General features: G+C 39.5%; 18 protein-coding genes and 1 pseudogene. 11 read left to right on the forward strand and 8 right to left on the reverse strand.

The genetic code is table 11. The features are described 5' to 3' along the window. Positions 1 to 129: 129 nt before the first annotated feature. Positions 130 to 762 carry an HAD family hydrolase gene (locus NBX03_RS05670; RefSeq protein ID WP_250229785.1) on the reverse strand — a complete coding sequence of 211 codons (633 nt, stop codon included), beginning with the start codon at positions 760 to 762 and terminating at the stop codon, positions 130 to 132. Positions 763 to 1,087: 325 nt separating this feature from the next. Here NBX03_RS05670 and NBX03_RS16160 point away from each other — a divergent pair. Next, a pseudogene (locus tag NBX03_RS16160) lies at positions 1,088 to 1,186 on the forward strand (TIGR03943 family putative permease subunit); the annotation flags it as partial. Between the two features lie 419 nt (positions 1,187 to 1,605). Here NBX03_RS16160 and epsC read toward each other — a convergent pair. From epsC to NBX03_RS05700, 6 genes are all read right to left on the reverse strand, one after another. Continuing rightward, positions 1,606 to 2,262: a serine O-acetyltransferase EpsC gene (gene epsC, locus NBX03_RS05675; protein ID WP_250229786.1), complete on the reverse strand. Its 657-nt coding sequence runs from the start codon at positions 2,260 to 2,262 to the stop codon at positions 1,606 to 1,608. A gap of 639 nt (positions 2,263 to 2,901) precedes the next feature. After that, positions 2,902 to 3,840 carry an oligopeptide ABC transporter permease gene (gene opp4C, locus NBX03_RS05680; RefSeq protein WP_250229787.1) on the reverse strand — a complete coding sequence of 313 codons (939 nt, stop codon included), beginning with the start codon at positions 3,838 to 3,840 and terminating at the stop codon, positions 2,902 to 2,904. A gap of 19 nt (positions 3,841 to 3,859) precedes the next feature. Continuing rightward, positions 3,860 to 4,807: an ABC transporter permease gene (locus NBX03_RS05685; RefSeq protein WP_250229788.1), complete on the reverse strand. Its 948-nt coding sequence runs from the start codon at positions 4,805 to 4,807 to the stop codon at positions 3,860 to 3,862. 17 nt (positions 4,808 to 4,824) lie between these two features. Continuing rightward, positions 4,825 to 5,907 (reverse strand): ABC transporter ATP-binding protein, encoded by a 1,083-nt coding sequence (locus NBX03_RS05690; protein ID WP_250229789.1) that lies wholly within the window; start codon positions 5,905 to 5,907, stop codon positions 4,825 to 4,827. Beyond that, the gene (locus NBX03_RS05695; protein WP_250229790.1) at positions 5,900 to 6,904 is read right to left on the reverse strand and encodes an ABC transporter ATP-binding protein; all 1,005 of its coding nucleotides are present in this window, start codon (positions 6,902 to 6,904) and stop codon (positions 5,900 to 5,902) included. The genes NBX03_RS05690 and NBX03_RS05695 overlap by 8 nt, the downstream gene beginning before the upstream one ends. A gap of 534 nt (positions 6,905 to 7,438) precedes the next feature. Continuing rightward, positions 7,439 to 9,145 carry an ABC transporter substrate-binding protein gene (locus tag NBX03_RS05700; protein ID WP_250229791.1) on the reverse strand — a complete coding sequence of 569 codons (1,707 nt, stop codon included), beginning with the start codon at positions 9,143 to 9,145 and terminating at the stop codon, positions 7,439 to 7,441. A gap of 519 nt (positions 9,146 to 9,664) precedes the next feature. Between NBX03_RS05700 and NBX03_RS05705 the strand changes: the two genes are divergently transcribed. The 4 genes from NBX03_RS05705 to NBX03_RS05720 all read left to right on the forward strand — a co-directional run bounded on the left by NBX03_RS05705 (position 9,665) and on the right by NBX03_RS05720 (position 14,285). Beyond that, positions 9,665 to 11,080: a Sapep family Mn(2+)-dependent dipeptidase gene (locus tag NBX03_RS05705; RefSeq protein WP_250229792.1), complete on the forward strand. Its 1,416-nt coding sequence runs from the start codon at positions 9,665 to 9,667 to the stop codon at positions 11,078 to 11,080. Between the two features lie 27 nt (positions 11,081 to 11,107). Then, positions 11,108 to 11,782 carry a DUF1847 domain-containing protein gene (locus NBX03_RS05710; RefSeq protein ID WP_250229793.1) on the forward strand — a complete coding sequence of 225 codons (675 nt, stop codon included), beginning with the start codon at positions 11,108 to 11,110 and terminating at the stop codon, positions 11,780 to 11,782. A 31-nt stretch (positions 11,783 to 11,813) separates the two neighbouring features. Beyond that, a complete protein-coding gene (locus NBX03_RS05715) occupies positions 11,814 to 13,001 on the forward strand; it encodes a MalY/PatB family protein (RefSeq protein ID WP_250229794.1) in 1,188 nt (395 codons plus the stop codon). A 99-nt stretch (positions 13,002 to 13,100) separates the two neighbouring features. After that, on the forward strand, positions 13,101 to 14,285 hold the full coding sequence (locus NBX03_RS05720; RefSeq protein WP_250229795.1) for a M20 metallopeptidase family protein: 1,185 nt from the start codon (positions 13,101 to 13,103) through the stop codon (positions 14,283 to 14,285). 666 nt (positions 14,286 to 14,951) lie between these two features. On the opposite strand, the gene cysK is transcribed toward NBX03_RS05720, so the two are convergent. Then, complete coding sequence (gene cysK / locus NBX03_RS05725) at positions 14,952 to 15,884, reverse strand: cysteine synthase A (protein WP_250229796.1); 933 nt, start codon at positions 15,882 to 15,884, stop codon at positions 14,952 to 14,954. 417 nt (positions 15,885 to 16,301) lie between these two features. Here cysK and NBX03_RS05730 point away from each other — a divergent pair, with 417 nt between their 5' ends. The 6 genes from NBX03_RS05730 to NBX03_RS05755 all read left to right on the forward strand — a co-directional run bounded on the left by NBX03_RS05730 (position 16,302) and on the right by NBX03_RS05755 (position 23,256). Beyond that, positions 16,302 to 16,748, forward strand: a complete 447-nt coding sequence (locus tag NBX03_RS05730) for an RrF2 family transcriptional regulator (RefSeq protein WP_250229797.1) — start codon at positions 16,302 to 16,304, stop codon at positions 16,746 to 16,748. A 65-nt stretch (positions 16,749 to 16,813) separates the two neighbouring features. After that, positions 16,814 to 17,950: a trans-sulfuration enzyme family protein gene (locus NBX03_RS05735; protein ID WP_250230228.1), complete on the forward strand. Its 1,137-nt coding sequence runs from the start codon at positions 16,814 to 16,816 to the stop codon at positions 17,948 to 17,950. Between the two features lie 555 nt (positions 17,951 to 18,505). Next, entirely contained in the window at positions 18,506 to 19,357 is an 852-nt protein-coding gene (locus tag NBX03_RS05740; protein ID WP_250229798.1) for a helix-turn-helix domain-containing protein, read from the forward strand. A 366-nt stretch (positions 19,358 to 19,723) separates the two neighbouring features. Continuing rightward, the gene (locus tag NBX03_RS05745; RefSeq protein ID WP_250229799.1) at positions 19,724 to 20,746 is read left to right on the forward strand and encodes an ABC transporter substrate-binding protein; all 1,023 of its coding nucleotides are present in this window, start codon (positions 19,724 to 19,726) and stop codon (positions 20,744 to 20,746) included. Positions 20,747 to 21,165: 419 nt separating this feature from the next. Then, entirely contained in the window at positions 21,166 to 22,224 is a 1,059-nt protein-coding gene (locus tag NBX03_RS05750; protein WP_250229800.1) for a FecCD family ABC transporter permease, read from the forward strand. Continuing rightward, on the forward strand, positions 22,225 to 23,256 hold the full coding sequence (locus NBX03_RS05755; RefSeq protein ID WP_250229801.1) for a FecCD family ABC transporter permease: 1,032 nt from the start codon (positions 22,225 to 22,227) through the stop codon (positions 23,254 to 23,256). It abuts the gene before it with no gap. The last annotated feature ends 69 nt before the right edge of the window (positions 23,257 to 23,325 follow it).

Below are 23,325 nucleotides of genomic sequence, written 5' to 3' on the forward strand. Positions count from 1 at the left end.
GATGAGAATAGGCTTTTGCTACTTCTTTATATGAAATTTACTATAAAATCAAGGAAAAGCAAATTTACAACGCTGCTGTTTTACTTTTATTCGAGTATATGGGTTAATATAGGTGCTAATTAGATTACCTTATGGGTTTAATATTTCCCAAAGCTCCAAAGGGCTTTCAGCATAGTATGTAGCTTTAATATGGTCAATGCCTTCTCTTCCCCAAAGGGCGAGAACGCAGTCTACATTTGCCGATAGGGCGCACTCCATATCATAGATGCTATCCCCTATATATAAAGCCTTTTCTGCTTTAATACCTGATAGTTCAAGCATTTTAATCATCGGCTCGGGGTGAGGCTTATGATGAGAGGTGCTTTCCGCAGTAACAATATGCTTAAAATACGGCATGATACCAAGAGGCGCAAAATCCTTTTCAAATTCGATTTTGTCTTTTGATGTTAAAAGCCCCAAAGGAATCCCTTTATTATGAAGCTTTTCTATTAATGGCATAATACCGTCAAAGAGCTTTATTTGAGGAATATATCTTTCAAATTTCTTATTCCAAAGGTTATAGGCTTCAAGCAATTGAGCATTATCGATACTTAGCTTCAGAAGGGCTTCTTCACTTGGAATTCCTAAGGCGAATTTAAGTTCCTTATCCTCATAGCGTATGCCCTTTAAATCAAAAATTGTATCCCGAAGGGAGCTTAATACAGCAAATTCCGTATCTATTAATGTTCCGTCAATATCGAATATAACAAATGAATATCTCATAAATCACCTCTGATAAATATAGCAGCAGTCTCTTTTAAATATGCAGGACAAATAAAATAATTTTATCATACATAAAAGAGAATTCAATAAAAGAGCCAATTCATTATCAAATAGCAAAAGCTTCAATTATCATGATATTTAATAAAATGAAATATCAGTTACCCAAGAAGGATAAGGGCTTTTTAAAATGCCGTAAGATTACTTATTAAAGGCAGTTGCTGCTTTATGGAATCTATATAAATATGAGGAAGATGGGTATAGGGTTACCATAACAGAATTTGTATTTAGAGATTCTGAAATATTTAAATAAGATGAGTTTGTATCTGTTCGCCTGTTGATGTCTTGTTGTATTGCGAATTTAGCGCCGGCTGGGTTACTGTGTAAATATGATAAGGCTTCCAGATTGGAAAAAGATGCATGGTAAGGGTTGAAGGAGTACTCTTTATAGAAAAATATGAATACTATGGATAAATATTTAATGATTGCAGATTTATGAATGGCATACTTGCGAATATTACTTTGAACTTATCTTAAGCATTCAGTTTGTGCTTGTGTGATTTCTATTATGTTGATGGAATTAATGGCTATGACGGGAGTTGATTGCACAACAAAAAACAACGCCACGAAAGGTGCCGTTTCTTAAAATTTATATACTTAAATAAATATGAAACAGTAACATGGTCAATTGCTTTTTTCTTATTTGATAGCTTTTAAAGCCAAATATCTGGGGCGGAATAAAAGTAAATTGACTATATTTACTGTAAATTAAGATATGCATTCGGCATTATTTATCGAAAGAGCTTATAATTAATTATAAGCATTAATTTTAATTACTGCTGTATATTATGATAAGTTTTTATTGGTTTTGATTTCTTCAAGTTGCTTTTTTAATAATGCAATTTCTTTAGAAAGACGGGAAAGCTCTTGAGAAATAGGGTCGGGTATATGCACGTGGTCAAGCTGACTGCCTACGTCTATTTTTTTGCCGTTTACTCTTACTATTCTTGCAGGAACGCCAACGGCAGTAGCTCCTGGAGGCAAAGACTGGAGAACTACGGCATTGGAAGCTATTTTTGCACCGTCTCCTATGGTAAAAGGTCCGAGGATTTTAGCGCCGCTGCCTACCAAAACATTATTTCCTAAAGTAGGATGCCTTTTCCCTGTATCTTTGCCTGTTCCGCCCAATGTGACCCCTTGGTATAAAGTACAGTTATCTCCTACCACGGCAGTTTCTCCTATTACTACACCGGCACCGTGGTCTATAAGGACTCCTTTGCCGATTTTAGCCCCGGGATGGATTTCTATGCCTGTAAAAAAGCGAGATAACTGTGATATAAAGCGCGCGGGAAAGAAAAGCTTTTTTTTGTAAAGCCAGTGGGCCGGGCGATGAAGCCATATTGCGTGAAGTCCGGAATAAAGCAGCACAATTTCAAATGTATTGCGGGCAGCAGGATCACGTTCTTTGATTGCCTTAATATCTTGTATAATTCCATTGAACATATGCGTCCTCCTGATTAAATTAAGTATTAATAAGTCTTTAATAATAGACAAATAAAGGGTCTCTATAGCTGTAGAGATATAGCTAATGTCTGTAAGTTACTTTTGATTTTTCTTTAGCAGTAAGGTTCTGGCTTATTATATTAGCATATTTATATTTTACTATATATAATTTATTAATATTTTTCCTTTTTGTGTATTTGATATATTCTTTTATTGGTTCTTGTTACCATTTATACGGAAGGGAATGAATTCAATTTATATGTCTGCATTTATACTATTTTTAATCATTTCGGAGCACAAAAAGATGTGTATTGATTAAGGGAAGGGTTACAGAGCTTTTGCTTTGACAGACTTTTTATTTCCAGCCTGTTTTAAAACTCTACATAAGCGGTTTGTTTGCAAAAATTAGCCTGTAGCATCAGTTTTTTTAACCCTTCACATGCTTTAACCTCTATTTTCTGGTAAAACCACTAAACCACTTGCCGAGGTGATTCGCTATAGTATAGGTCTCATAGTTTAAATAATCAGGCTCTGTCTTATATTTTAATATAAAATCAATTAAAAGAAACCCCCTGACAAAAATTATTACTACTTTTGCCTGGGGTTTTTAATATGGAAACTTATTCAGGAATAGTAAAATTATTCTTTAATATTTGGATCAAGCGCATCGCGGAGACCATCGCCGATAAAATTAAATGACATTACGGTAAGCATAATCATAAGCCCGGGATAAACCCATAAAGAAGGCGTATTGAGCAAAACAGTCAACGATTGTGTATTGTTAAGCATATTGCCCCAGCTTGCCGTCGGCGGCTGAACCCCCATGCCTAAAAAGCTTAAGGAGGCTTCTGTTATCATGGCCCTTGCTATGCTGAATGTAGCATTTACTATAATGGGCGCGGCAACGTTGGGTAATATATGAGATATAATGATACGAGAACTGCTAAAACCCATGGAAATTCCCGCCCGCACATAATCCATCTTCTTTACTGAAAGAACGGAGCCTCTTACAAGCCTTGAAACCTGCGGCCAACCTAAAAATCCCATTACTGTAATAAGCGTCATAAGGCCGCCGCCGCTTAAAATACTCACCATAACCATAATCAGAAGCATACGGGGAAACGACATAAGTATATCCCCCATACGCATGAATATCATATCCAGCCAGCCCCCGAAATAGCCGCTTATTAAGCCGAAGGTAACGCCTATGGTTACGCTGATTGCTGTTGAGCCTACGCCTATCAGAAGAGATACCCGGGAAGCGTAAATAAGCCTGCTTAATACGTCGCGCCCCAGGGGATCCGTGCCTAAAAGATATTTTGACGTAGGTTCTCCCATAAAGGGATGATCGGTCATCATTTCATAAGGGTCAAAAGGTGCAACGAAGGGTGCGAAAATTGCTGTAAGCACTATAATAAAAACAAAACAAAGACCTCCTAACGCCAATTTGTGCCGCATAAATCTTTTTACAACAAGCTTTAAAAGGCTGTCTGTTTTTATATCGGTCTTTTGGCCGGGGTCGTGTGCTTCCATAACGAGTTCTTTTATATCGGAACCCTCTTTATTAAATGTATCCATGCTGCAATCACTCCCTTAATCAATATTTTATGCGCGGATCAAAAACAGAATAAAGGACATCTGCCAGCAGGCCTGATGCCAGCACTAAAAAAGCGGTAATGAAATTAACGGCCATTAAAACAGGATAATCTCTTCCGGAAATAGCACCCACGGCCAATTGGCCTATTCCCGGCCATGAAAAAAGCTGTTCGGTTATAATCGCTCCTCCGAAAAGTCCGGGTATCTCCAGGCCGAGCATCGTAATAATTGGAATAACGGCATTTCTAAAGGAATGCTTCCCTATTACAAAGGCTTCGGAAAGACCCTTTGCCCTTGCGGTGCGAAGATAATCCTTTCCAAGCACCTCAAGCACACTTGAGCGAACGTAACGGATAAACTGCCCCGCCGTACTAAGGCTCAAAACCGTAACAGGCAGTGCCATATGCCGTATACTGTCGATTAATGTTTTTTCGGAACCCAGAGACATCGTTCCGCTGGAAGGAAGCCATCCCAGCTTTAAAGAAAAAATATAAATTGCCAGAAGACCGAAAAAGAATGAGGGAACAGAAATGCCTAAAAAAGAGAATGTGGTGGAAATATAATCTATCCATGAATATTGCTTAACGGCGCTTAATACGCCAAGGGGCAGCGCAATCATAAGCCCCGCCAGAAGGGAAACTCCCATAAGCTGAATTGTGGGAAGGATTCTTTGGGCGATCATATCTTTTACAGGTTGATAGGTTTTGTAGGAATATCCGAAGTTTCCGTCTTTAAGATTCATAAGCCATTGAAAATAGCGGATATAAATCGGTTGATTTAATCCCAGCTTTTCTCGGGTTGCCTCCTGAATTTCCTTTGGCGTATTAGGGTCCATCATCATATCTACGGGATCTCCCGGTGCCAGATTGATGATTAAAAAGCAAATAATTGTTACGCCTAAAAGCACAGGTATGGAAATCAATATCCTGCGCACGATATACTGAAACATATCGATATCCTCCCCTTTTAAATATTATAATAATGGCCATTGTAGTAGGGCTGGGGCTTAAAGCAGGCTACCTGATGGCTATCAGATGGATTAGGGCTTACAGAAGATAACAGGGGCATTTCCTTATAGCAGCGTTCTGATGCTATAGGGCAGCGCGATGCGAAACGGCATGCTTCGGGAGGGTTAATAGAGCTTGGCACATCCCCTGATAAAACAATCCTTTTTTGTCCTCTAAGATGAGGATTGTGAACGGGATAAGCACTTAGCAGGGCCCTTGTATAAGGGTGGTAAGGGGAGCTGAAAATATCCTTGGTTGAAGCAATCTCAACAATTTTTCCCATATACATAACGGCTATGCGGTTGCTTACATATTTTACCGCGCCGAGTCCGTGGGCAATAAAAAGAAAAGTAAGATTAAATTCCGCCTGCAAGTCCTTTAAAAGGTTCAGTATTTGGGCCTGAATCGATACGTCAAGGGCCGATACGGGCTCATCGCATATAATCATCTTCGGGTCGAGAGCTAGGGCCCGGGCTATTCCGATACGCTGACGCTGGCCCCCTGAAAATTCATTGGGATAGCGGTTTTTATGCTCCGGCAAGAGCCCTACCGATGCAAGGAGGCTTTCAACCTTCATGTCTATCTTATTTTCGGGACATAAGTGATGTACTTTCAAAGGTTCCGATATAATATCTATAACCCGCTTGCGGGGAGGCAGAGAGGAGAAGGGGTCCTGAAAAATCATCTGTATTTGGCGGCGCATGCTTAAGGCCTTTTTCCCTTTCATCCCGGAAATGTTTCCACCGGAAAACTTAATGGAACCGCTTATTTCGGCGTCAAAGTCAATATTAAGCACGCTACGCCCCAAGGTGGATTTTCCGCAGCCGGATTCTCCTACGAGCCCAAGGGATTCCCCCGGATAAACCGAAAGGCTTACCCCATCTACAGCCTTTATGTATCCTACCATACGGGAAATAATTCCTTTCTTTATGGGATAATAGGATTTTACATCCTTAAGCTCCAATAACGGCTTCGATTCTTGGCTTTTTTGTATTATTTCAATTTGCTCTGAATATTCTTCAGGCTTTTTTACATCAAGCATTGGGCGGACCCTCCTTTTCTTCCCATTGGGATTTGAAGCATCTTACAAAATGACCCTTCCTGATTTCTAAGAGAGGCGGAGTCTGAATTTTGCATTTGTCCCGGCAAAATGCGCATCGATTATGGAAGCGGCAGCCTTTAGGCATATCCGTCAAAGGAGGAACGCTTCCCTTTATTGAACTGAGCCTTTTATTTTCTTCTGCCCAGACGTGGGGAACGGAATCCATAAGGCCTTGTGTATACGGATGCATGGGCCTGTCGAAAAGGGAGAAAACATCGGCCTCTTCTACTATTTGACCGGCATACATAATGATCACTCTATCTGCCATTTCCGCCAATACGCCTAAATCATGGGTAATCAAAAGTATGGATGTTCCCGTGTCTATTTGAAATTTTTTCATGAGACTAAGTATTTGCGCCTGAATTGTTACATCAAGGGCTGTAGTCGGCTCATCTGCAATCAAGAGCTCCGGATGGCAAAGCATCGCCATGGCAATCATAACCCTCTGCTGCATACCGCCGGAGAGCATATGGGGATAGCTTTTGAATATTGTATCGGGGTGGGGGATTCCGACCTCAGTAAGCATATGAAGTACGCGCAATTTGGCTTCTGCGGCGCTAAGATTCCTATGAATACGGATAGCTTCCGTAAGCTGACCGCCAATTGTAAAGACCGGATTAAGGGAAGTCATGGCTTCCTGAAATATCATGGCTATGCTGTCTCCGCGGATACGGCGCATTTGAGCATTGTTTTTTTTCAGCAGATCTTCGCCTTTAAAACGCACTTCTCCGCCGCGGATTTTCCCCTTTTTACCGAGAAGGCCCATAAGGGCCATAGAGGTTACGCTTTTCCCGCAGCCTGATTCTCCGGCCATCCCCAGAGTTTTTCCCTTTTCTATATCAAAGCTTACGCCGTCAATGACTGTAAGCTCTTTTTTATCTGATTTAAAGCTAACTTTAAGATTTTCCACTTCCAAAAGAGTATCTTCTTTGACCATTGGCATAATCCCTTTCAAGTATTTTTGTAATATATAGTTAAATTTAAGGCAAAACAGTAATAAAGCCCTATATTCAGATGTTCTAAATGCGTTTCAGAAGAAATATTAAATTTCATATTTTTCATGGGAGAATTATACCTTTGAGCAATATAAAAAGGCATGAATTTAAAGAACAGACGTATGGTTTAAAGATGTCCCGCGAGTTTAGGGGAGCGGAGTTAATAAATGCAGTTTTTATCCTTAAGGGAATAGGGTTTTGTTGCTTCTTCATAAAGGATTTGCCATGAAATTTAGAAACGGCAAATTTAATTTGCTATAAACATATACAATATATTGTGCAGCTTTAAAATAAAGGGTATATTCTAAAGCTACACAAGCATAATTTTGAGTATGTGTAATCCGCTAAAGCAGTGATAAAGAAATTTTAGGAATTACTGTGTTCAAAGGAATTTATAAAATAAATGCTGTCCCAGACAAGTATTGCTTACGATATCTGTTTTTATATGCTCTGTGGGATAAGCGGCAAAATGCCTGTTACTCCTCCTTTACAGTCCACTCAAAGGCATTGGCTATAATAATGGGGGATGAATTGGCTATTCTTATATTTACTGCGCGTTTATTAACAGCCTGCAATTGGCTTTCTGCATAGATGCCTACGGAAGGGGAGCCGATTTCCTGAAGGCGAAGCTGAATATCGCTGATAATATCTGCCTGCTTGCTGTCGTCTTGCTCATGAAGAGCCTTTTCAAAAAGCTCATCCAATACACTGTCGCTTATATTTGATATGTTGTTGCCGCCGCCTGTGCCGTAAAGCCCCTTGAATCCGCTTATAGGATTATCCTCACTTGGCCCTGTGGAACGGATAAAAAATGCATAGTCTCCATTTTTTGCTTTTTGAGTAGATGTGGCAAAATCATATTTTTCTATTACAACCTTAATACCGATTTCCGTGAGGTTTTGAGTTATAACCTCTCCGGCCTGCTCACGCTTCTGATTTCCCGTTGGAACAATAAATATATATTCTTTATTAAAGTCGAAATTCGCCTCTTCCAACAGTGCTTTTGCCTTTTCCTTGTCATATTCAGGCTTAACAGCATCATTATTAAATTTTGCGCTTGGAGAAAAAGGATTATAAATAGGAGCGCCCATGCCCTTTAGCACCTGCTGTACAATCAAATCCCGATTTATGGCAAGGCTAATGGCCTGACGTACTTTTGCATCTTCGAATATATCGGTGTTAATTTCAAGTAGCTGGCACTGCACCGCTTCTTTTACGTGCAGTACGGCATTGGGGAGATCCTTTAGGCTGTCATAATCGTCTATATTGATATTTCCTATTCCGTTAATATTAAAATCGATTTCACCGCTTTGAATCTGAACCGCAATATTAGATGCCGTTAATATTTTAAAATTCAGCTCGTCTAATTGAGGAGCCCCCTGATAATAAAGTTCGTTGGGGACAAATTGTATGTACTGGTCTACTTCGTATTTTTTGAGCTTGTAAGCTCCGCTTGTTACATCGGGAGAAATATTGAAATTATTTGAAGCGAGATTTTCAAGATCGAATTTTTCAAAAATATGTTTTGGAAGGGGGCGAAGGTTGCAGCCTATATTGCCCAGAAAATAATTTGTTGATACAGGAAATTGTGTTGTAACAGAGAAGGTGCGGTCATCTATTTTTTTTATGCCGGGGATATCTGTTTTTCCCTCGTCAAGCCTTCCGGTGCTGTTAAGCCCCTCTATAACGCTGAAATACTGGGATTGGGTTGAATTTACTACAGGATTTGCATAAAGATAAATTGTGTATATAGCATCGTCGGAAGTGATGGGGGTGTTATCTGTCCATAGAGCCTCTTTCAATTTAATTATGAAGGTTTGATTATCATCGGTAGTAACAGATTCTGCCAAAAACTTTTCGTAATTGGCATCCATATCAACCTTATAAAGGGTATCAAACATTAAGCTTGAAAGCCCCCACTGTACGGATTCAAAACTCGTATAAGCGGCAAAATTGCTTGCTGCATTGGTGATGCCCACATTCAGCACTCTCGGAGAAGTCGATGTTTTTGGAGACGCTTCCGGCCTATTTGTTTCGCTTTCCTTTGGAGAAGAAGCCTCTGTCTTCGCAGGCGTATTTGAGGATTGCTGTGGCTGTGTTGTATCAGAACTTTGGCAGGCCGTTATAAAAAGCGTTAATACAGCCAAAATAACGGGAACAATTTTTTTAGATTTAAAGTTCATATATATTCCTCCTGAAATTATTAAATTGGTATGGTACAAGAAATCTTAATTTCTTTCAACATCGACAGCAATCCCATAAAATTAAATTAAGTATAAGCATGGGTAACCTCCAATAAATTCATTGTTAACATATATGTTTTAATGGTATTAAAATATAAATTATCACAACCCTTTACGTTTGTCAAATATTTTATTTAGTATAAAAGAGCAATTCTATTAGATTTAATTTTATGAGGATTAAAATTTTATTTGAAAATCTTATGTATTATAAAGTGGAATTGTAAAAGTCAAAAAAATTGTATGGACGATAGGCGTAGATAGATACCATTTCCTAAAGAAAGCAGCGTTTTTGAGCCTGCTGGGAATAGGCTTTTGCTACTTCTTCATAGATTTACTTATAAAAATAAAGCTTAAAGTCTTTATGATAAATATTGACACCTGAATTATCATATGATACCATAAAACATATTATACATATATGTTTTATGGTAAACTAAATTATTAAAGGAGATATTGCATATGGAAGATTATTTAAAGGAGCGGCTTAGCAAATGGGTAAATGAGCATAGAAACGAGCTGGTTCAAGACCTTATATCAGTTGTGAACATCAGAAGTGTGCGCGAAGCGGCAGCTGGAAACTCACCTTTCGGTGAAGGCACTGCCCGCGTTATTGATAAAGGGCTGGAACTCGGAAATAAATACGGCTTTGAAACGGAAAATGATGATTATTATTCAGTTAGCTTTATAAGAAAAGGAAAAAGTAAAAGAGAATTAGGCATTATCGGGCATATAGATGTGGTTCATGAAGGTAATGACTGGACTTTTGCACCATATAATGCGGTTGAAAAAGACGGTTATGTTATCGGGCGGGGCGCCGGAGACAATAAAGGGCCTTCCGTTGCGGCTTTATATGTTCTCGGGGCCCTTGACGAGCTTAATATAGAGCTTGACCATTCCGTAAGAGTAATATGGGGGGCAAATGAGGAAAGCGGCATGGAGGATGTTAAGCATTATATAAAAACGCATCCTGATTTACCGGACTATACTTTAGTCTGCGACAGTGAATTTCCTGTAAGCATAGGAGAAAAAGGAAGCATATCGGCTGATTTGGTTTTTGATATCGGTGATGACAGCAATATACTTGATTTTTCCGGAGGATTGTCGTCTAATGCAGTTCCCGATTATGCGGCAATAGTATTAAACGCTAATCTGCAGGAAATAAAAAATGCTCTAAAAGATAAAGCGGTGGAAATATCAGGAGAGGACGGAAGAGTTCATATTTCTGCAAGGGGAATAGCAGGGCATGCCGCCCGCCCTGAAAACACTGGAAGCGCCATTCAAAAGCTTGCCCAATTTGTTACGGACGGTAATGTAATAAAGGGTAAAAAAGCTTATGATGCCGTTAAGTTTATAGCGGAAGCTTTTGCCGATTATTACGGGGAGGGAATAGGTTTCGCTTTTGAAGATGAAATTTCCGGAAAAACCACACATATCGGAGGAATAATAAAGCTTGAGAACAGAAAGCTTCGCCAAAATTTCAATGCCCGCCGTTCAATTGGCAGTAATGCTGATGAACTGCTTAAAAATCTTTATAAAATAGGTGAGGAGAAGGGCTTTACTGTAGAAAATCTCCGTCAAAGCCCTACCCGTTATGATGATCCTGAAAGTCCGCAGATTAAAATATTGATAGAAAGCGCTAAAGAATTTTTAGGTGAGGATTTACAGCCGCCATTTACAACAGGGGGAGGCACCCATGCAAAACACTTTCCAAATTCTGTTCCTTATGGCGCAAGAGTTCCGCTAAAAGCAGGTGAAAAAAGTAAATTCGGAGGGGCCCATGCCGCTGATGAAGCAGTTCGTATAGATGATCTGCTTGAGGCCATTAAAATATATATCAGTGCTATAGTAAGACTTGACGCGCTTTACAAAATATAAATATTGTTTTCATGTGGGGGAATTGTTATGAATGAAAAATTGCAGCTTAGCTGTGCAAATTGTACGGTTGGAAATTGCGCAAAGCGTGATAAAAAGTATCCGTCTTTTTGCCTGACGGAAAATACGGAGCAGTCTGTAATAGACGATGTGACAAAGAAATATTTTAACAGCCGTACAAATAAAAAAATTGCTTTGACTGCCGCGGGCATAGAGGGAGATTATTACGGAAAGCTGACAAGGGTTGAGGAAACATTGCTGTTTATTCAAAAAATGGGGTATAAAAAGGTTGGTGTTGCAACTTGTATCGGCCTTTTGAACGAATGCAATTTATTTGCAAAAGTGGCTCAGGCTAAAGGCATTGAGCTCTACGGCGTGGCATGCAAGGTAGGCTCCATTGACAAAACAGAAATCGGCATAGCCGAAGTTCAAAAAATCAGGCCGGGTAATCATGAAGCCATGTGCAACCCTATACTTCAGGCCGAGCTTTTAAATCAGGCTAAAACGGAGTTTAATATCATTATTGGACTGTGCGTAGGGCATGATACTCTTTTTATAAAGCATTCTAAAGCTCCGGTAACCTATCTCATAGTAAAAGACAGGGTATTATGCCATAATCCTGCGTCGGCTCTTTATAATACAGGCTCCTACTATGGCCGCCTTTTAGGGCCGGATTTGCCTGCGCCCGTAGAAAAAAATAATTAGTATAAATTATAAAAGAAAGGAAGCATATTAAATGAGTTTTTTAGAACAGTTTAATATTCCGCCGGATTTTACAGGGATTCACGCTACAAAATGGGAGAGAGTCAAAAACATTGGGTCGGAGGGAGTATTGCCCTTATGGATAGCGGATATGGATTTTGAAATTGCTCCTGAAATTAAAAAGGCCGTTTCCGAAAGAGCTCAAATCGGATTTTACGGGTATACAGAAAAAGAACCGGCCTATTTTGAAGCGGTAAAGAATTGGTTTTTAAAGCGTCATAATTGGGCAATCAATACGGAATGGATTCTTAACACTCCGGGAGTAATCTGTGCAATACATACTGCAATCAATGCCTTCAGCGAAAAAGATGATTATATATTAATACAGCCGCCTGTATACCATCCCTTTTTCAGAGTTATAAAGCGAACAGAGCGGAAAGTCCTTGAAAGTCCTCTTATTGAAAGGGATGGAGATTATGAGATTGACTTTTCTGATTTTGAAGAAAAAATTAGAAAATATTCTCCCAAAATCTTTATTTTATGCAATCCTCACAACCCCATAGGAAAAATCTATACGAAAGAAGAGCTTCTGCGTTTTGGAGATCTATGTGATAAATATAATGTATTGATTCTATCGGATGAAATACACGCCGATTTAACAGCTCCGGGCATAGTTCATATTCCTCTTGGCTCATTGGGTGAAAAATATGCCTTAAATAGCATAATATGTACAGCGCCAAGTAAAACCTTCAATTTAGCAGGTCTGCATTTTTCAAATATAATGATACAAAATGAAGAACTGCGGAATAAATTTCAAACAGCTTTTCAGGCTGCGGGCATTCCCGATTCAAATCTTTTTGCTCTAACTGCGTCAAAGGCGGCATATCAATATGGCGGTCAATGGCTGGACAGCGTAAGAGAATATATTTTGCAAAACCGCCTTTATGCTGAACAATATCTTAAGGAAAACATTCCGTCTGTAAAGTTCGCCAAAGCTCAAGGTACGTATTTTATTTGGCTTGATTTTCGTTCTCTTGGACTTGGCAATAAGGAACTTGAGGCATTTCTTTTAGATAAGGCAAAAATATGGCTTAACCAAGGCTATGAATTCGGAAAAGAAGGCGAGGGCTTTGCAAGACTTAACCTTGCCACCCAGCGGTCAATTTTAGAAAAGGCTCTGGAACAGTTAAAAGACGCAGTAAGCGCTTTTATACTTGATTAAGTATGAAATAGTATCATTGTCAATTTGCTTTTTCTTATTTTAAGCTGTCTCAATCTAAAAGTAAATTGACTATAAATCATAGGGAAAGGCGTCAATAGAATGGATATAAACCGTAAAATTTTAGAACTGGGAGAGGTAATCTATCCTGAGATTATGGAAATCCGCCATGAATTGCACCGCCATCCGGAATTAAGTGAAAAAGAGTTTAATACGGCGGAAAGAGTGGAAAAGGCTTTAAGCCAATGGGGTATAAAATATAAACGAAATCCCCATGGAACCGCAGTCATTGCTTATATAAAAGGCAAAGGCGAAGGAAAATGCGTTGGCCTGCGGGGGGATATGGATGCTCTGCCTATTCAGGAGCTTGGGAATCTTCCGTATAAATCAGAGGTGGACGGTGTTATGCATGCATGCGGTCATGATATACACACCGCTTCTCTTTTAGGCACCGCTTATGTTCTTTCACAAATTTCAGACATGTTTACAGGAACAGTGAAGCTATGCTTTCAGCCCGGTGAGGAAAAGGGCAGGGGATATGAGGAGCTTGTGGAAATGGGCATGCTGGAAGACCCTCCCGTTGATGCTTTTTTGGCTGCCCATACCTGCCCGGACACACCGGTAGGCTATATTCATGTAAAAGAAGGGCCGGCTATGTCTGCTTCAAGTCAGTTTTCAGTGACTTTTACAGGCTCTGGAGGCCATGCTGCCACACCGCATCTTTGCGGAGATACTATTGTAGCTTTATCTAAGTTTGTTCTGGAGATTCAATCTGTTGTTTCAAGAAGGATAAATCCCATAGAGCCTGTTGTAATTACAGTGGGTAAAGTACAGTCGGGTGTACGAAGCAATATTATGCCGAAAGCAGCTTATATTGAGGGGACAATCCGTACACCGAAACGGGAAACTCATACACTGGTCCATGAATATATGCGCCAGTGCATAAAAAGCATTAATCTTTCAACAGGTACCGAGGGAGAGATAAGCTTTATTATGGGTTCCGATTCCATTATAAATGACGCAGAGCTTGTTGAGGCTTTTGTAAATGAACTGCGCCCGCTTCTAGGCACGGATAAAGTCATTAAGCCGGGTACATTGTTTCTGGCTTCCGATAATTTCTTCCGTTTTACAGAAAATGCCCCTTCTGTATATTTTAGAGTTGGCGTTCGGCGCCCTGATGACAAAACTATATTTGCGTTGCACTCCCCGGAGTTTTATGCAGAGGATGGGGCTTTATTAACTAGCATACTGGCTCTCAGCCGCGGTGCAGTGACATTTTTAAAATAAAAATCAATTTTAGAATCAGTATTTTAACAATAATCCTATTGTCATGGAGAAAATATATAAGAGCATTTATTTAAAAACTATTTAAAGCTTGGGCTTGGCAGCAATACGGGAACGAAACAGCAGAAGAGAATTTTGAAATCGCTGTGCTTTAAACTGTTTTACATTAAATACATTATTTTATACGATGCGTATTAGAATCGGCTGCTGATGGATATACATACTACTATGCATGGTTTTATCGCTTCTTTAGGATATTATTAAATATATAGCCGGCTGAATTTAAAATATTATAAAAAGGAAAGTTTATAGTTAACAAGGATAAAATTATCCTTGTTAACTATAATTGAAATGTAAAAATAAAAAGATTTGCAATTTCATTTTTATCTTTACCCAGCACTAAAAATCCTCTATGAAAAGTGAAATCATAGAGGATTTTTTGATTTTATGGCTGTTAAACTTAAAAGCCCTATATATAATGGGAGTATTGTCAATTTAATATAAAGAAGTAACAAAAGCCTATTCCCGGCAGGCTCAAAAATACATGTTTTTTTCAGAAACAATACATTTTTGAGCCTGTGGGAATATACGGTTTTATTACGGTGTAACTTTAAATTTACGATATCGATTCCAACAGACCTATTTATGCATAAAATTTAATGCTTTGTTTTATTCGGAGAATAAAGGCGTAGACAAATATCTTTCACCGGTATCAGGAAGAATTGCAACGATGACTTTGCCGGCATTTTCAGGCCGCTTGGCAATTTCAGATGCTGCCCAAATAGCTGCGCCTGAGGATATTCCAACCAGAAGGCCCTCGGTTTTTGAAAGCTCCTTGGCGGCTGCAAAAGAGTCTTCATTGGTTACACGGATTATTTCGTCATATATGGTTGTATCCAGAACCTGAGGCACAAAGCCTGCTCCGATACCCTGTATCTTATGAGAGCCTGCTTTTCCTTCGGAAAGGACGGGAGATGCGTCCGGCTCTACGGCAATGATTTTTATATTGGGATTTTTGGATTTAAGATATTCTCCTGCTCCTGTTATCGTTCCACCTGTACCTATTCCCGATATAAAAAAGTCAACCTTTCCGTCGGTATCGTTCCAGATTTCAGGGCCGGTAGTTTCTCGGTGGATTTTTGGATTGGCAGGATTTACGAATTGCCCCGGTATAAATGCATTGGGCGTTTCTTTGGCCAGCTCATCTGCCTTTGCTATGGCCCCAGACATACCCTTTGACCCATCTGTAAGAACAAGCTCCGCTCCGTATGCTTTAAGAAGGTTTCTTCTTTCAATGCTCATGGTTTCGGGCATGGTAAGAATTATTCTGTAGCCTCTTGCAGCAGCAACCGAAGCAAGGCCGATACCTGTGTTTCCGCTGGTAGGCTCTATAATTACCGAATTAGGAACCAAGAGCCCTTTTTCTTCCGCATCGTCTATCATGGCCTTAGCTATTCTGTCTTTCACGCTTCCGGCAGGATTAAAATATTCGAGCTTTCCTATTATAGTGGCGTTAAGAGCGTTATGCTTCTCGTAGTTTAGAAGCTCAAGCAAAGGCGTATTGCCGATAAGGTCCGTTAAATTCTTATAAATATTTGCCACAATGTTACCTCCTTGAAATATTAAATAATTTTGTCTTAATATAAAACTGTTTCTATAGAATATCTGCCATTGAAATAATTGAAGGATAATAAGCTTATAACAAATCTCCATAGAAAAGGTCTTAAATCCGGACAAGTCAAAACATATAATAAATATATGTTTTATATGATATAATATTAATACTTATATGAATTGTTGTCAATACTTTATTAAATAAAATTGGCATTTCTTTATTTTTATTTAGAATAGGTGATTGTTTCACTGTTATATGGTAATTTAATATTTTTATTCGCGGGCTGTCTTTAAATATTTTCTGAGGGATTGATTTCATTTATATGTTTAGTATGCATTGACAAAGCTTTAAATATATCTTATCATTTAAAACATAGTGTTATAGTATGAAATGGAGGATTAGATATGAGAATATCAGCAAAAGGACGCTATGCTTTAGCCTCCGTAGTATTTATGGCTCAGCAGCATGAAAGCGGTGAATATATTACGATTTTAAGTATTTCCGAAAAACTCGGAATTTCAAAAATTTATCTTGAACAGGTTTTTTCACTCCTTAAAAGAGGCAATATAGTAAATTCCATAAAAGGTGCAATGGGCGGGTATCAGCTGACACGAATGCCTCAGCAGATAACCGTTCTGGACGTATTAAAGGCGGTGGAGCTTTCACTTTTTGAGCCTGCTCAGGATACGGTCTCTGAAAACAGCCCTGAAATAGAGGCTGCGTTGCGGTTATCTGCTTTTGATGTTTTGGATAAAGCCATTCATGATTCTTTATGCAAAGTAAGCCTTTTAGATATTGTAAATGAAGCTGAAAAGCATAAAGGAGAAGAGGCGATAATGTACTATATATAATAGATTTATGAGGTATTCCTGTTTATTGAAATAAGAGGAAAGCCGTGAATGATAGGAGAATGATGATGGACTTTAATACACGATGTATTCATGGAAGCAAAGATAAATATGATACAACAGGAGCAGTGAGCGTTCCTATTTTTCAATCGGCAACATTTTCTCATCCCGGAGTAGGCGAGAGTACAGGCTATGATTATGCGCGCCTTCAGAACCCCACAAGAGAATATCTTGAAAAAACCGTGGCCGGCCTTGAGTGCGGCTGTGATGCCATGGCCTTTTCAACAGGAATGGCGGCTACTGCGACATTAATGGAAGTATTTTCTCCGGGGGATCATTTAATTTGTTCTTACGACCTTTACGGCGGCTCTCACCGCCTTTTCAATCATATTTCAGTAAAAAACGGGCTTTTGTTTGATTTTGCAGATACCGCCGATATTTCCGCCGTTAAAAATCTTATAAGACCTGAAACAAAGGCTGTATTTATTGAAACGCCAACGAATCCTATGATGCAGGTAACAGATATTGAGGAAATGGCAAAGCTTTGCAAAAAGCATTCTCTTTTGCTTATTGTAGATAATACATTTCTTACGCCTTATTTTCAAAAACCGCTGCTTCTTGGTGCAGATGTGGTAATACACAGCGGAACAAAATATTTGGGCGGGCATAACGATACTTTAGCCGGATTTTTAATTGTAGCTGATAAAGAGCTTGCGGAACGTATGAGATTTATATATAAAACTACAGGTGCTTGTCTTTCAGCTTTTGACAGCTGGCTTTTAATACGAAGCATAAAAACACTTCCTGTGCGTATGGAACGGCAGCAGGAAACCGCAATGAAAATTGCTCAATGGCTTACTGAGCAGAAAAAAATAAAAAAAGTATATTATGTAGGCCTGGCTTCTCATCCGGGCATTGAAATATCCAAGAAACAATCCTCCGGCTTCGGTGCTATGATTTCTTTTGAAACTGAGTGCTGTGATACGGCAGTTCGTATACTTGAAAGAGTGGAGATTATTAAATATGCCGAGAGCCTTGGAGGGGTGGAAAGCTTGATTACTTACCCTATGCTTCAGACCCATGCGGATATACCCGAGGAGGAAAGGCTTGCAAAGGGCATAAATGACTGTCTGCTTAGATTTTCTGTAGGTTTGGAATCGGCGGAGGATATAATATCAGATTTAAAGCAGGCAATGGAAGGCTAGAATAAAGGCGTTTATAAGATGGAAAAATTTAAGGAGGAGGAATACCTCCTTTTTTATTTGCGTTTTAGTTAGAAAAACTACCAGATGTTTAGTCAATTTAACGGGAAAGTGTCTTTGCTTCACAAAAATCAGCTTTCAGATGACAGGATTTTTTCTGATACCAATTGATTCCTGCAGAAATCTCCCCAAAAAAGATTTTTGCGTAGACAAAAGCTTTCACGTATTTATCCTATAAAATAAATTCATAATCATTGTAAATTATACAGTATAATGATAAAATACTAGTTATCTAAGGCTAACTGATATTTATACTGTGGAAGCAGAAACGAAAATATCATTATTATACTTGAATTTATATGAAGTAGTAGCATTGTCAATTTGATTTTTTCTTTTTATGGCCTTTAAAATCAAATCTCATAGGGTCAAAAAAGCAAATTAAGTATATTATAGTGCGGCAGGCTAAAAGAAAGATTTTTAAACCTTCGCCTGCATCATTTTGGCTTCGCTTAGCAAGATTAATTTCATCAGAGATGCAATAATCAAGGAGAATATACTATGGAAGTAGAACTAAACAGTCTTATAAGCCATTTTTCCAATAGCTTATTTAAAGTTAAGGGCGTATATCACTATACTATAAATCCCGGAACATTTCACAGTCAGAAAACGGCTCCTTTTCCCGGATTCATCTTTCCTTTAGGAGGGCATGCCCGATTTAATTTTAACGGAAGCCTCTATCAGGTATTTCCCGGAAGAATAATCCATGGAGGCGCTGAAATGCTTCTTGAGAAAAAAGTCTCTAAATTCCAGAGATGGGAATATATATCCGTTTTGTACGATATAAAAGACACACTGGCAGATGGAATATGTCTGACTGAAAGCCACTTTGAAATCTCCGTTGGAAAAAATTCAAAGTTATCGGAGCTGCTGTATAAATTATGGAGAACCTATCAAAAGCCCGGACCTTTTCCGGCATTTCAAACGGAAACTCTTTTCAGATGTGTCCTTGAAGAACTTTTTATTTCTTCAAGAGGATTTAACAGTGAGGATTCACAGGTTCTTTTTGAAGAAATTGTCTCTTATATCCATGAGCATTATATGGATTCTCTTTCCGTAAGAGCATTGGCGGAGCAAAGCGGGGCAAATGAAAACCGCCTTTATTATATTTTCAATAAATACTCGGGGATGGGGCCGGGAGATTATTTAACAACTTATAGATTAAACCGTGCCAAGGAGCTTCTTGTTACGGAAAATACCCCTGTAGGAATAATAGCAAAAAGTGTAGGATATCCTGATCCTCTGTACTTCAGCCGTATATTCAGTAAGAAATTTGGCCTTCCTCCCAGCGGTTTCAGAGAAAAGTTCAGGAATAATCCATATAATATTCAGGATTGTACCATTCCGACATAGCAAAAGTTTTGCTATACTAACTTTGGTCTTATGCAGTGACAATAAAACCGTAGCAAATTTTGCAAAAGAGAGTATGGTGAATTTTAAATTAAACAGCAGCAAAAACCCTATATGCACAGGCTAAAAAATATATCGTTTCCAAAGAAAATTTGTATTTTCAGGTCAACTATAATTAGGTTTTTGTTCTTTCCTTAAATGAAATTTACTATAAATTCGAAAAACTCTGAAATACAGGATGCATTTCAGGACGTTCTGCGAATAAGGCAATATGCATTTCAGCCATTTTCTACATCTCCATGCAAATACGATTGTTCTGTTTTCTTACTGCGAAGTTAGCTATATATAACAAAATTTGGAGGAATGTACATGAAAAAAATATTGGGGCTTTTTGTCCTTATGTCAATTATTACAGGTATACTATTTGGCTGTTCGGGAAACAGCAGCACTAATCAGCCTTCTGCTGCACCGTCTCCGGCGGCTTCAATCCCTCCGGAAGAAAAAGAAGAGCCTTCGGAAGAAAAAAGCGCGGACGCAAGTCCTTCAGAAAATCAAGAATCTCAATGGCCCAGAACATTTACCGATTCAGCAGGGAATGAAATAACCCTTGAAAAAAAACCTGAAAAAATAGCGGTTCTTCACGCTACGTATCTTGAATATTTCTTTGCCCTTGATACGCCGCCTTACGCTTCGTCTGGCTCAAGAGCAGGAGATGCCATGGCAACCCTTGCTTCATGGGAAACGCTTAAACCTTATGCAGGAACTGCGAAACTTATCGATATAGGAAGCTCTCTTAATCTTGAAGCACTCCTTGAGGTAGGTCCAGACGTCATTGTAGCTGTTAAAGGCCAAAGGGGATTAGATGAAGTATACGACCGTTTAATTCAGATATGCCCTGTTGTTCAGGTGGATTTCAGTACCGCTTGGCAGGAGCAGACCCGTGCCTGTGCCCAGATAGTCGGTCAGGAGGAATATGCCGAAAGTCTTATAAAAGATGTAGAAGCCGGTATTGCTTCAGCCAGAGATGAGCTTGAAAATTATGCTGATAAAACAATTGCTATTTTGCAGAGCACTGACGGAAAATCTGTTATTTCAAGAGGAACAAAGGCATATTATGATTCTTTTGCCCTTTCTAAGCCGGAAGGATACCCTGAGGATTATGCAGCCCTCTCTCTTGAAGCAATAGCGGATATGAACCCGGATTACATAGTTTTTCAGGGACTGGAATTTGCTCAGGTTTTTGTCGACAGCCAGGCGAATTCCACCGTATGGCAGTCAATGGACGCAGTTATAAATGATAATGTTTACTTTTTTGATGATTCTCTAAATACCTCCGGACCTCTTGCCATGAAGCTGGTTGCGGAAAAGCTTCTGGATATTTATAAAAATTAAGAGCCTGATGGAATCATCATCTGTAGCTGAATTCAAATGAAATCGTATCCTTATATAGTTTATTTTATCTTATTTTATGCCTCTAAAGACAAATACTTACAGCGGTATAAAAGTAAATTGACTATATGTACTGAATGAAGCAGAGATTCTGCTGTTATTAAAGTATTATTAGGCAGCGACAGTCAAATCAATGGAAATAAATTTAAATACCATAATTTTTGCAAAGCAAAAGTTTTCAAAAAACTCTTGCATTTTCATGACAAAAGGGAATGAAGCTTTGGACTTTTAAAATATGCTGTAGACAGTATAACATGGAAAAAGTAAAAGTTTATTACGCTTTTACTTTTTCTCGCCTTTACGGGGAAAATTTTAAAATTTTTCCTGTAATGTAAATTTTTGACCTGAATGCGGTGAGATAAATGATAGAGATAAATAAAAACAGAACAGTCCTTCCCGAGGCCTTAGAGAAGGAAAATAAAATAGGGCAAAGATTGGCTTTCGGGCTTATTCTTACCTTGGGAACAGCAATACTTCTTTTCATTATGGCCTTTTCCGTAACGAAGGGTGCTGCGGAAATCCCACTTGATACGGTTTTGAAAGCGCTTATGAGCGTTGACGAGAATAATACTCAGCATTTAATTGTAAGAGACCTTAGGCTTCCCAGAATAATCGCAAGCGCACTCATAGGCGCCTCGCTTGCGGTTGCCGGGGCTCTTATGCAGGGAACTACCCGCAATCCCCTTTCGGATTCCGGTCTTATGGGGCTTAATGCCGGCGCGGGATTTGCCCTTGCCATATGCTTTGCATTCTTTCCCGGAGTCTCTTATATGAAAATTATAATGTTTTCCTTCGCAGGGGCGTTTTTTGGCGCCGCTTTGGTAAATTCTATAGCTTCTATGAGAAAAGGCGGGCCTTCGCCAATGCGCCTTGTACTGGCAGGAGCTGCCGTAAGCGCTCTTCTTTCCTCTTTGAGCCAAGGCTTTGCCCTTTATTTCGACGTAGCCCAGGATATTATGTTTTGGACTGTCGGCGGGGTTGCGGGAGCCAATTGGGAGCAGATAAAAATAATGTCCCCCTTTATAGCGGCGGCGCTTTTAGGCGCTGTAATCATTTCTCCTTCCGTGTCTCTTTTAAGCCTCGGTGAAGAAGTGGCAAAAGGCCTTGGACTTAATACAAAGCTTGTAACTATTCTTTCTTCTCTTATAGTGCTTATGCTTGCGGGCATATCCGTATCCGTAGTAGGCGCCGTAGGCTTTGTAGGGCTTGTAATTCCTCATCTTTCAAGATTTCTTGTGGGCGTGGACTATAGAAAAATAATACCTGCCTCTGGGGTTCTGGGGGCCCTGCTTGTAGTTATGGCGGACCTTCTGGCGAGAACACTGAATCCTCCCTTTGAAACCCCTATAGGAGCTTTGATTTCCCTTGTGGGAGTTCCTTTTTTCCTATATCTTGCCCGCAGACAAAGGAGGACGCTGTAGATGACGGATGAAATACAAATAGCCAAACGAAGAAAATATATACGAAACATTACGGTAATTTCAGTTCTTTCCCTGATGCTTGTGATTTCTTTTATTGTAAGCATGAATACAGGCTATTCAAAGCTTGCACCGGCGGATACCTTAAGAACCCTTTTCGGAGGGGGAAGCGCAAAGGAGAATCTTATTTTATTCCAATTTCGGCTTCCCCGTATCATAATATCCGTACTTATAGGGGCAGGCCTTGCTCTTTCAGGCTGTATTATTCAGGCAATATCAAAAAATCCCTTGACAGACCCGGGGCTTTTGGGGATTAATGCCGGGGCAGGCATTATGGTAATCCTTTATGTTCTTGTTTGGGGAGCGAATTCATTCTTGTCTGTATTTACGCTGCCTGTGCTCGCCCTTGCAGGCGCTTTGGCAACGTCAATTGTGATTTATTCCCTGGCCTATAAAAAAGATAAAGGCATCTCTTCTATGGGGCTGATACTTACAGGAATTGCCGTTCAGGCAGGGCTTTCCGCCCTTACTACAGTACTTGTGGTAAAGCTTGACGATACGCAATATGATTTTGTTGCTCAATGGCAGGCCGGAAGCATCTGGGGAGCGAGTTGGAAATTTGTAGCGGCGCTTCTTCCCTGGCTTATATTTTTTATTCCCTATGTTTTTTCAAAAGCACAGATTTTGGATATTCTTAATCTGGGGGACGAAATAGCCGGAAGCCTTGGAGCATCTGTGGAAAAGGAGAAAAAGCTCCTTTTGGGAGCTGCTGTAGCTCTTGCGGTCTCTTGTGTAGCAGTAAGCGGAAGCATAAGCTTTGTGGGCCTTATTGCACCCCATCTTGCTAGAATGCTTGTGGGTCCCCGTCATAAGATTCTTCTTCCTGCCTGCGCTTTTACGGGGGCGTTTCTTGTATCGGCGGCAGATACTGTAGCAAGGGTAATCGTGCAGCCTTCGGAAATTCCCACCGGCATAATGGTTGCTGTCATAGGCGCGCCCTATTTTCTGTATTTGCTGGCAAAGGGAAAACATTGATAAATATAGTAAAGAAAGATTAAAAACCACCAGGTTTATTTACTATAAAGCTTGAGAAAAAGATACTTC

It is taken from the genome of Anaeropeptidivorans aminofermentans (assembly GCF_940670685.1).
Taxonomy (GTDB): Bacteria; Bacillota; Clostridia; order Lachnospirales; family UBA5962; genus Anaeropeptidivorans; species Anaeropeptidivorans aminofermentans.

Coding starts and splice junctions, on each gene's coding strand:
- NBX03_RS05670 (WP_250229785.1), bottom strand. CDS start 762: ATGAGATATTCATTTGTTATATTCGATATTGACGGAACATTAATAGAT.
- epsC (WP_250229786.1), bottom strand. CDS start 2,262: ATGTTCAATGGAATTATACAAGATATTAAGGCAATCAAAGAACGTGAT.
- opp4C (WP_250229787.1), bottom strand. CDS start 3,840: ATGGATACATTTAATAAAGAGGGTTCCGATATAAAAGAACTCGTTATG.
- NBX03_RS05685 (WP_250229788.1), bottom strand. CDS start 4,807: ATGTTTCAGTATATCGTGCGCAGGATATTGATTTCCATACCTGTGCTT.
- NBX03_RS05690 (WP_250229789.1), bottom strand. CDS start 5,907: ATGCTTGATGTAAAAAAGCCTGAAGAATATTCAGAGCAAATTGAAATA.
- NBX03_RS05695 (WP_250229790.1), bottom strand. CDS start 6,904: ATGGTCAAAGAAGATACTCTTTTGGAAGTGGAAAATCTTAAAGTTAGC.
- NBX03_RS05700 (WP_250229791.1), bottom strand. CDS start 9,145: ATGAACTTTAAATCTAAAAAAATTGTTCCCGTTATTTTGGCTGTATTA.
- NBX03_RS05705 (WP_250229792.1), top strand. CDS start 9,665: ATGGAAGATTATTTAAAGGAGCGGCTTAGCAAATGGGTAAATGAGCAT.
- NBX03_RS05710 (WP_250229793.1), top strand. CDS start 11,108: ATGAATGAAAAATTGCAGCTTAGCTGTGCAAATTGTACGGTTGGAAAT.
- NBX03_RS05715 (WP_250229794.1), top strand. CDS start 11,814: ATGAGTTTTTTAGAACAGTTTAATATTCCGCCGGATTTTACAGGGATT.
- NBX03_RS05720 (WP_250229795.1), top strand. CDS start 13,101: ATGGATATAAACCGTAAAATTTTAGAACTGGGAGAGGTAATCTATCCT.
- NBX03_RS05730 (WP_250229797.1), top strand. CDS start 16,302: ATGAGAATATCAGCAAAAGGACGCTATGCTTTAGCCTCCGTAGTATTT.
- NBX03_RS05735 (WP_250230228.1), top strand. CDS start 16,814: ATGGACTTTAATACACGATGTATTCATGGAAGCAAAGATAAATATGAT.
- NBX03_RS05740 (WP_250229798.1), top strand. CDS start 18,506: ATGGAAGTAGAACTAAACAGTCTTATAAGCCATTTTTCCAATAGCTTA.
- NBX03_RS05745 (WP_250229799.1), top strand. CDS start 19,724: ATGAAAAAAATATTGGGGCTTTTTGTCCTTATGTCAATTATTACAGGT.
- NBX03_RS05750 (WP_250229800.1), top strand. CDS start 21,166: ATGATAGAGATAAATAAAAACAGAACAGTCCTTCCCGAGGCCTTAGAG.
- NBX03_RS05755 (WP_250229801.1), top strand. CDS start 22,225: ATGACGGATGAAATACAAATAGCCAAACGAAGAAAATATATACGAAAC.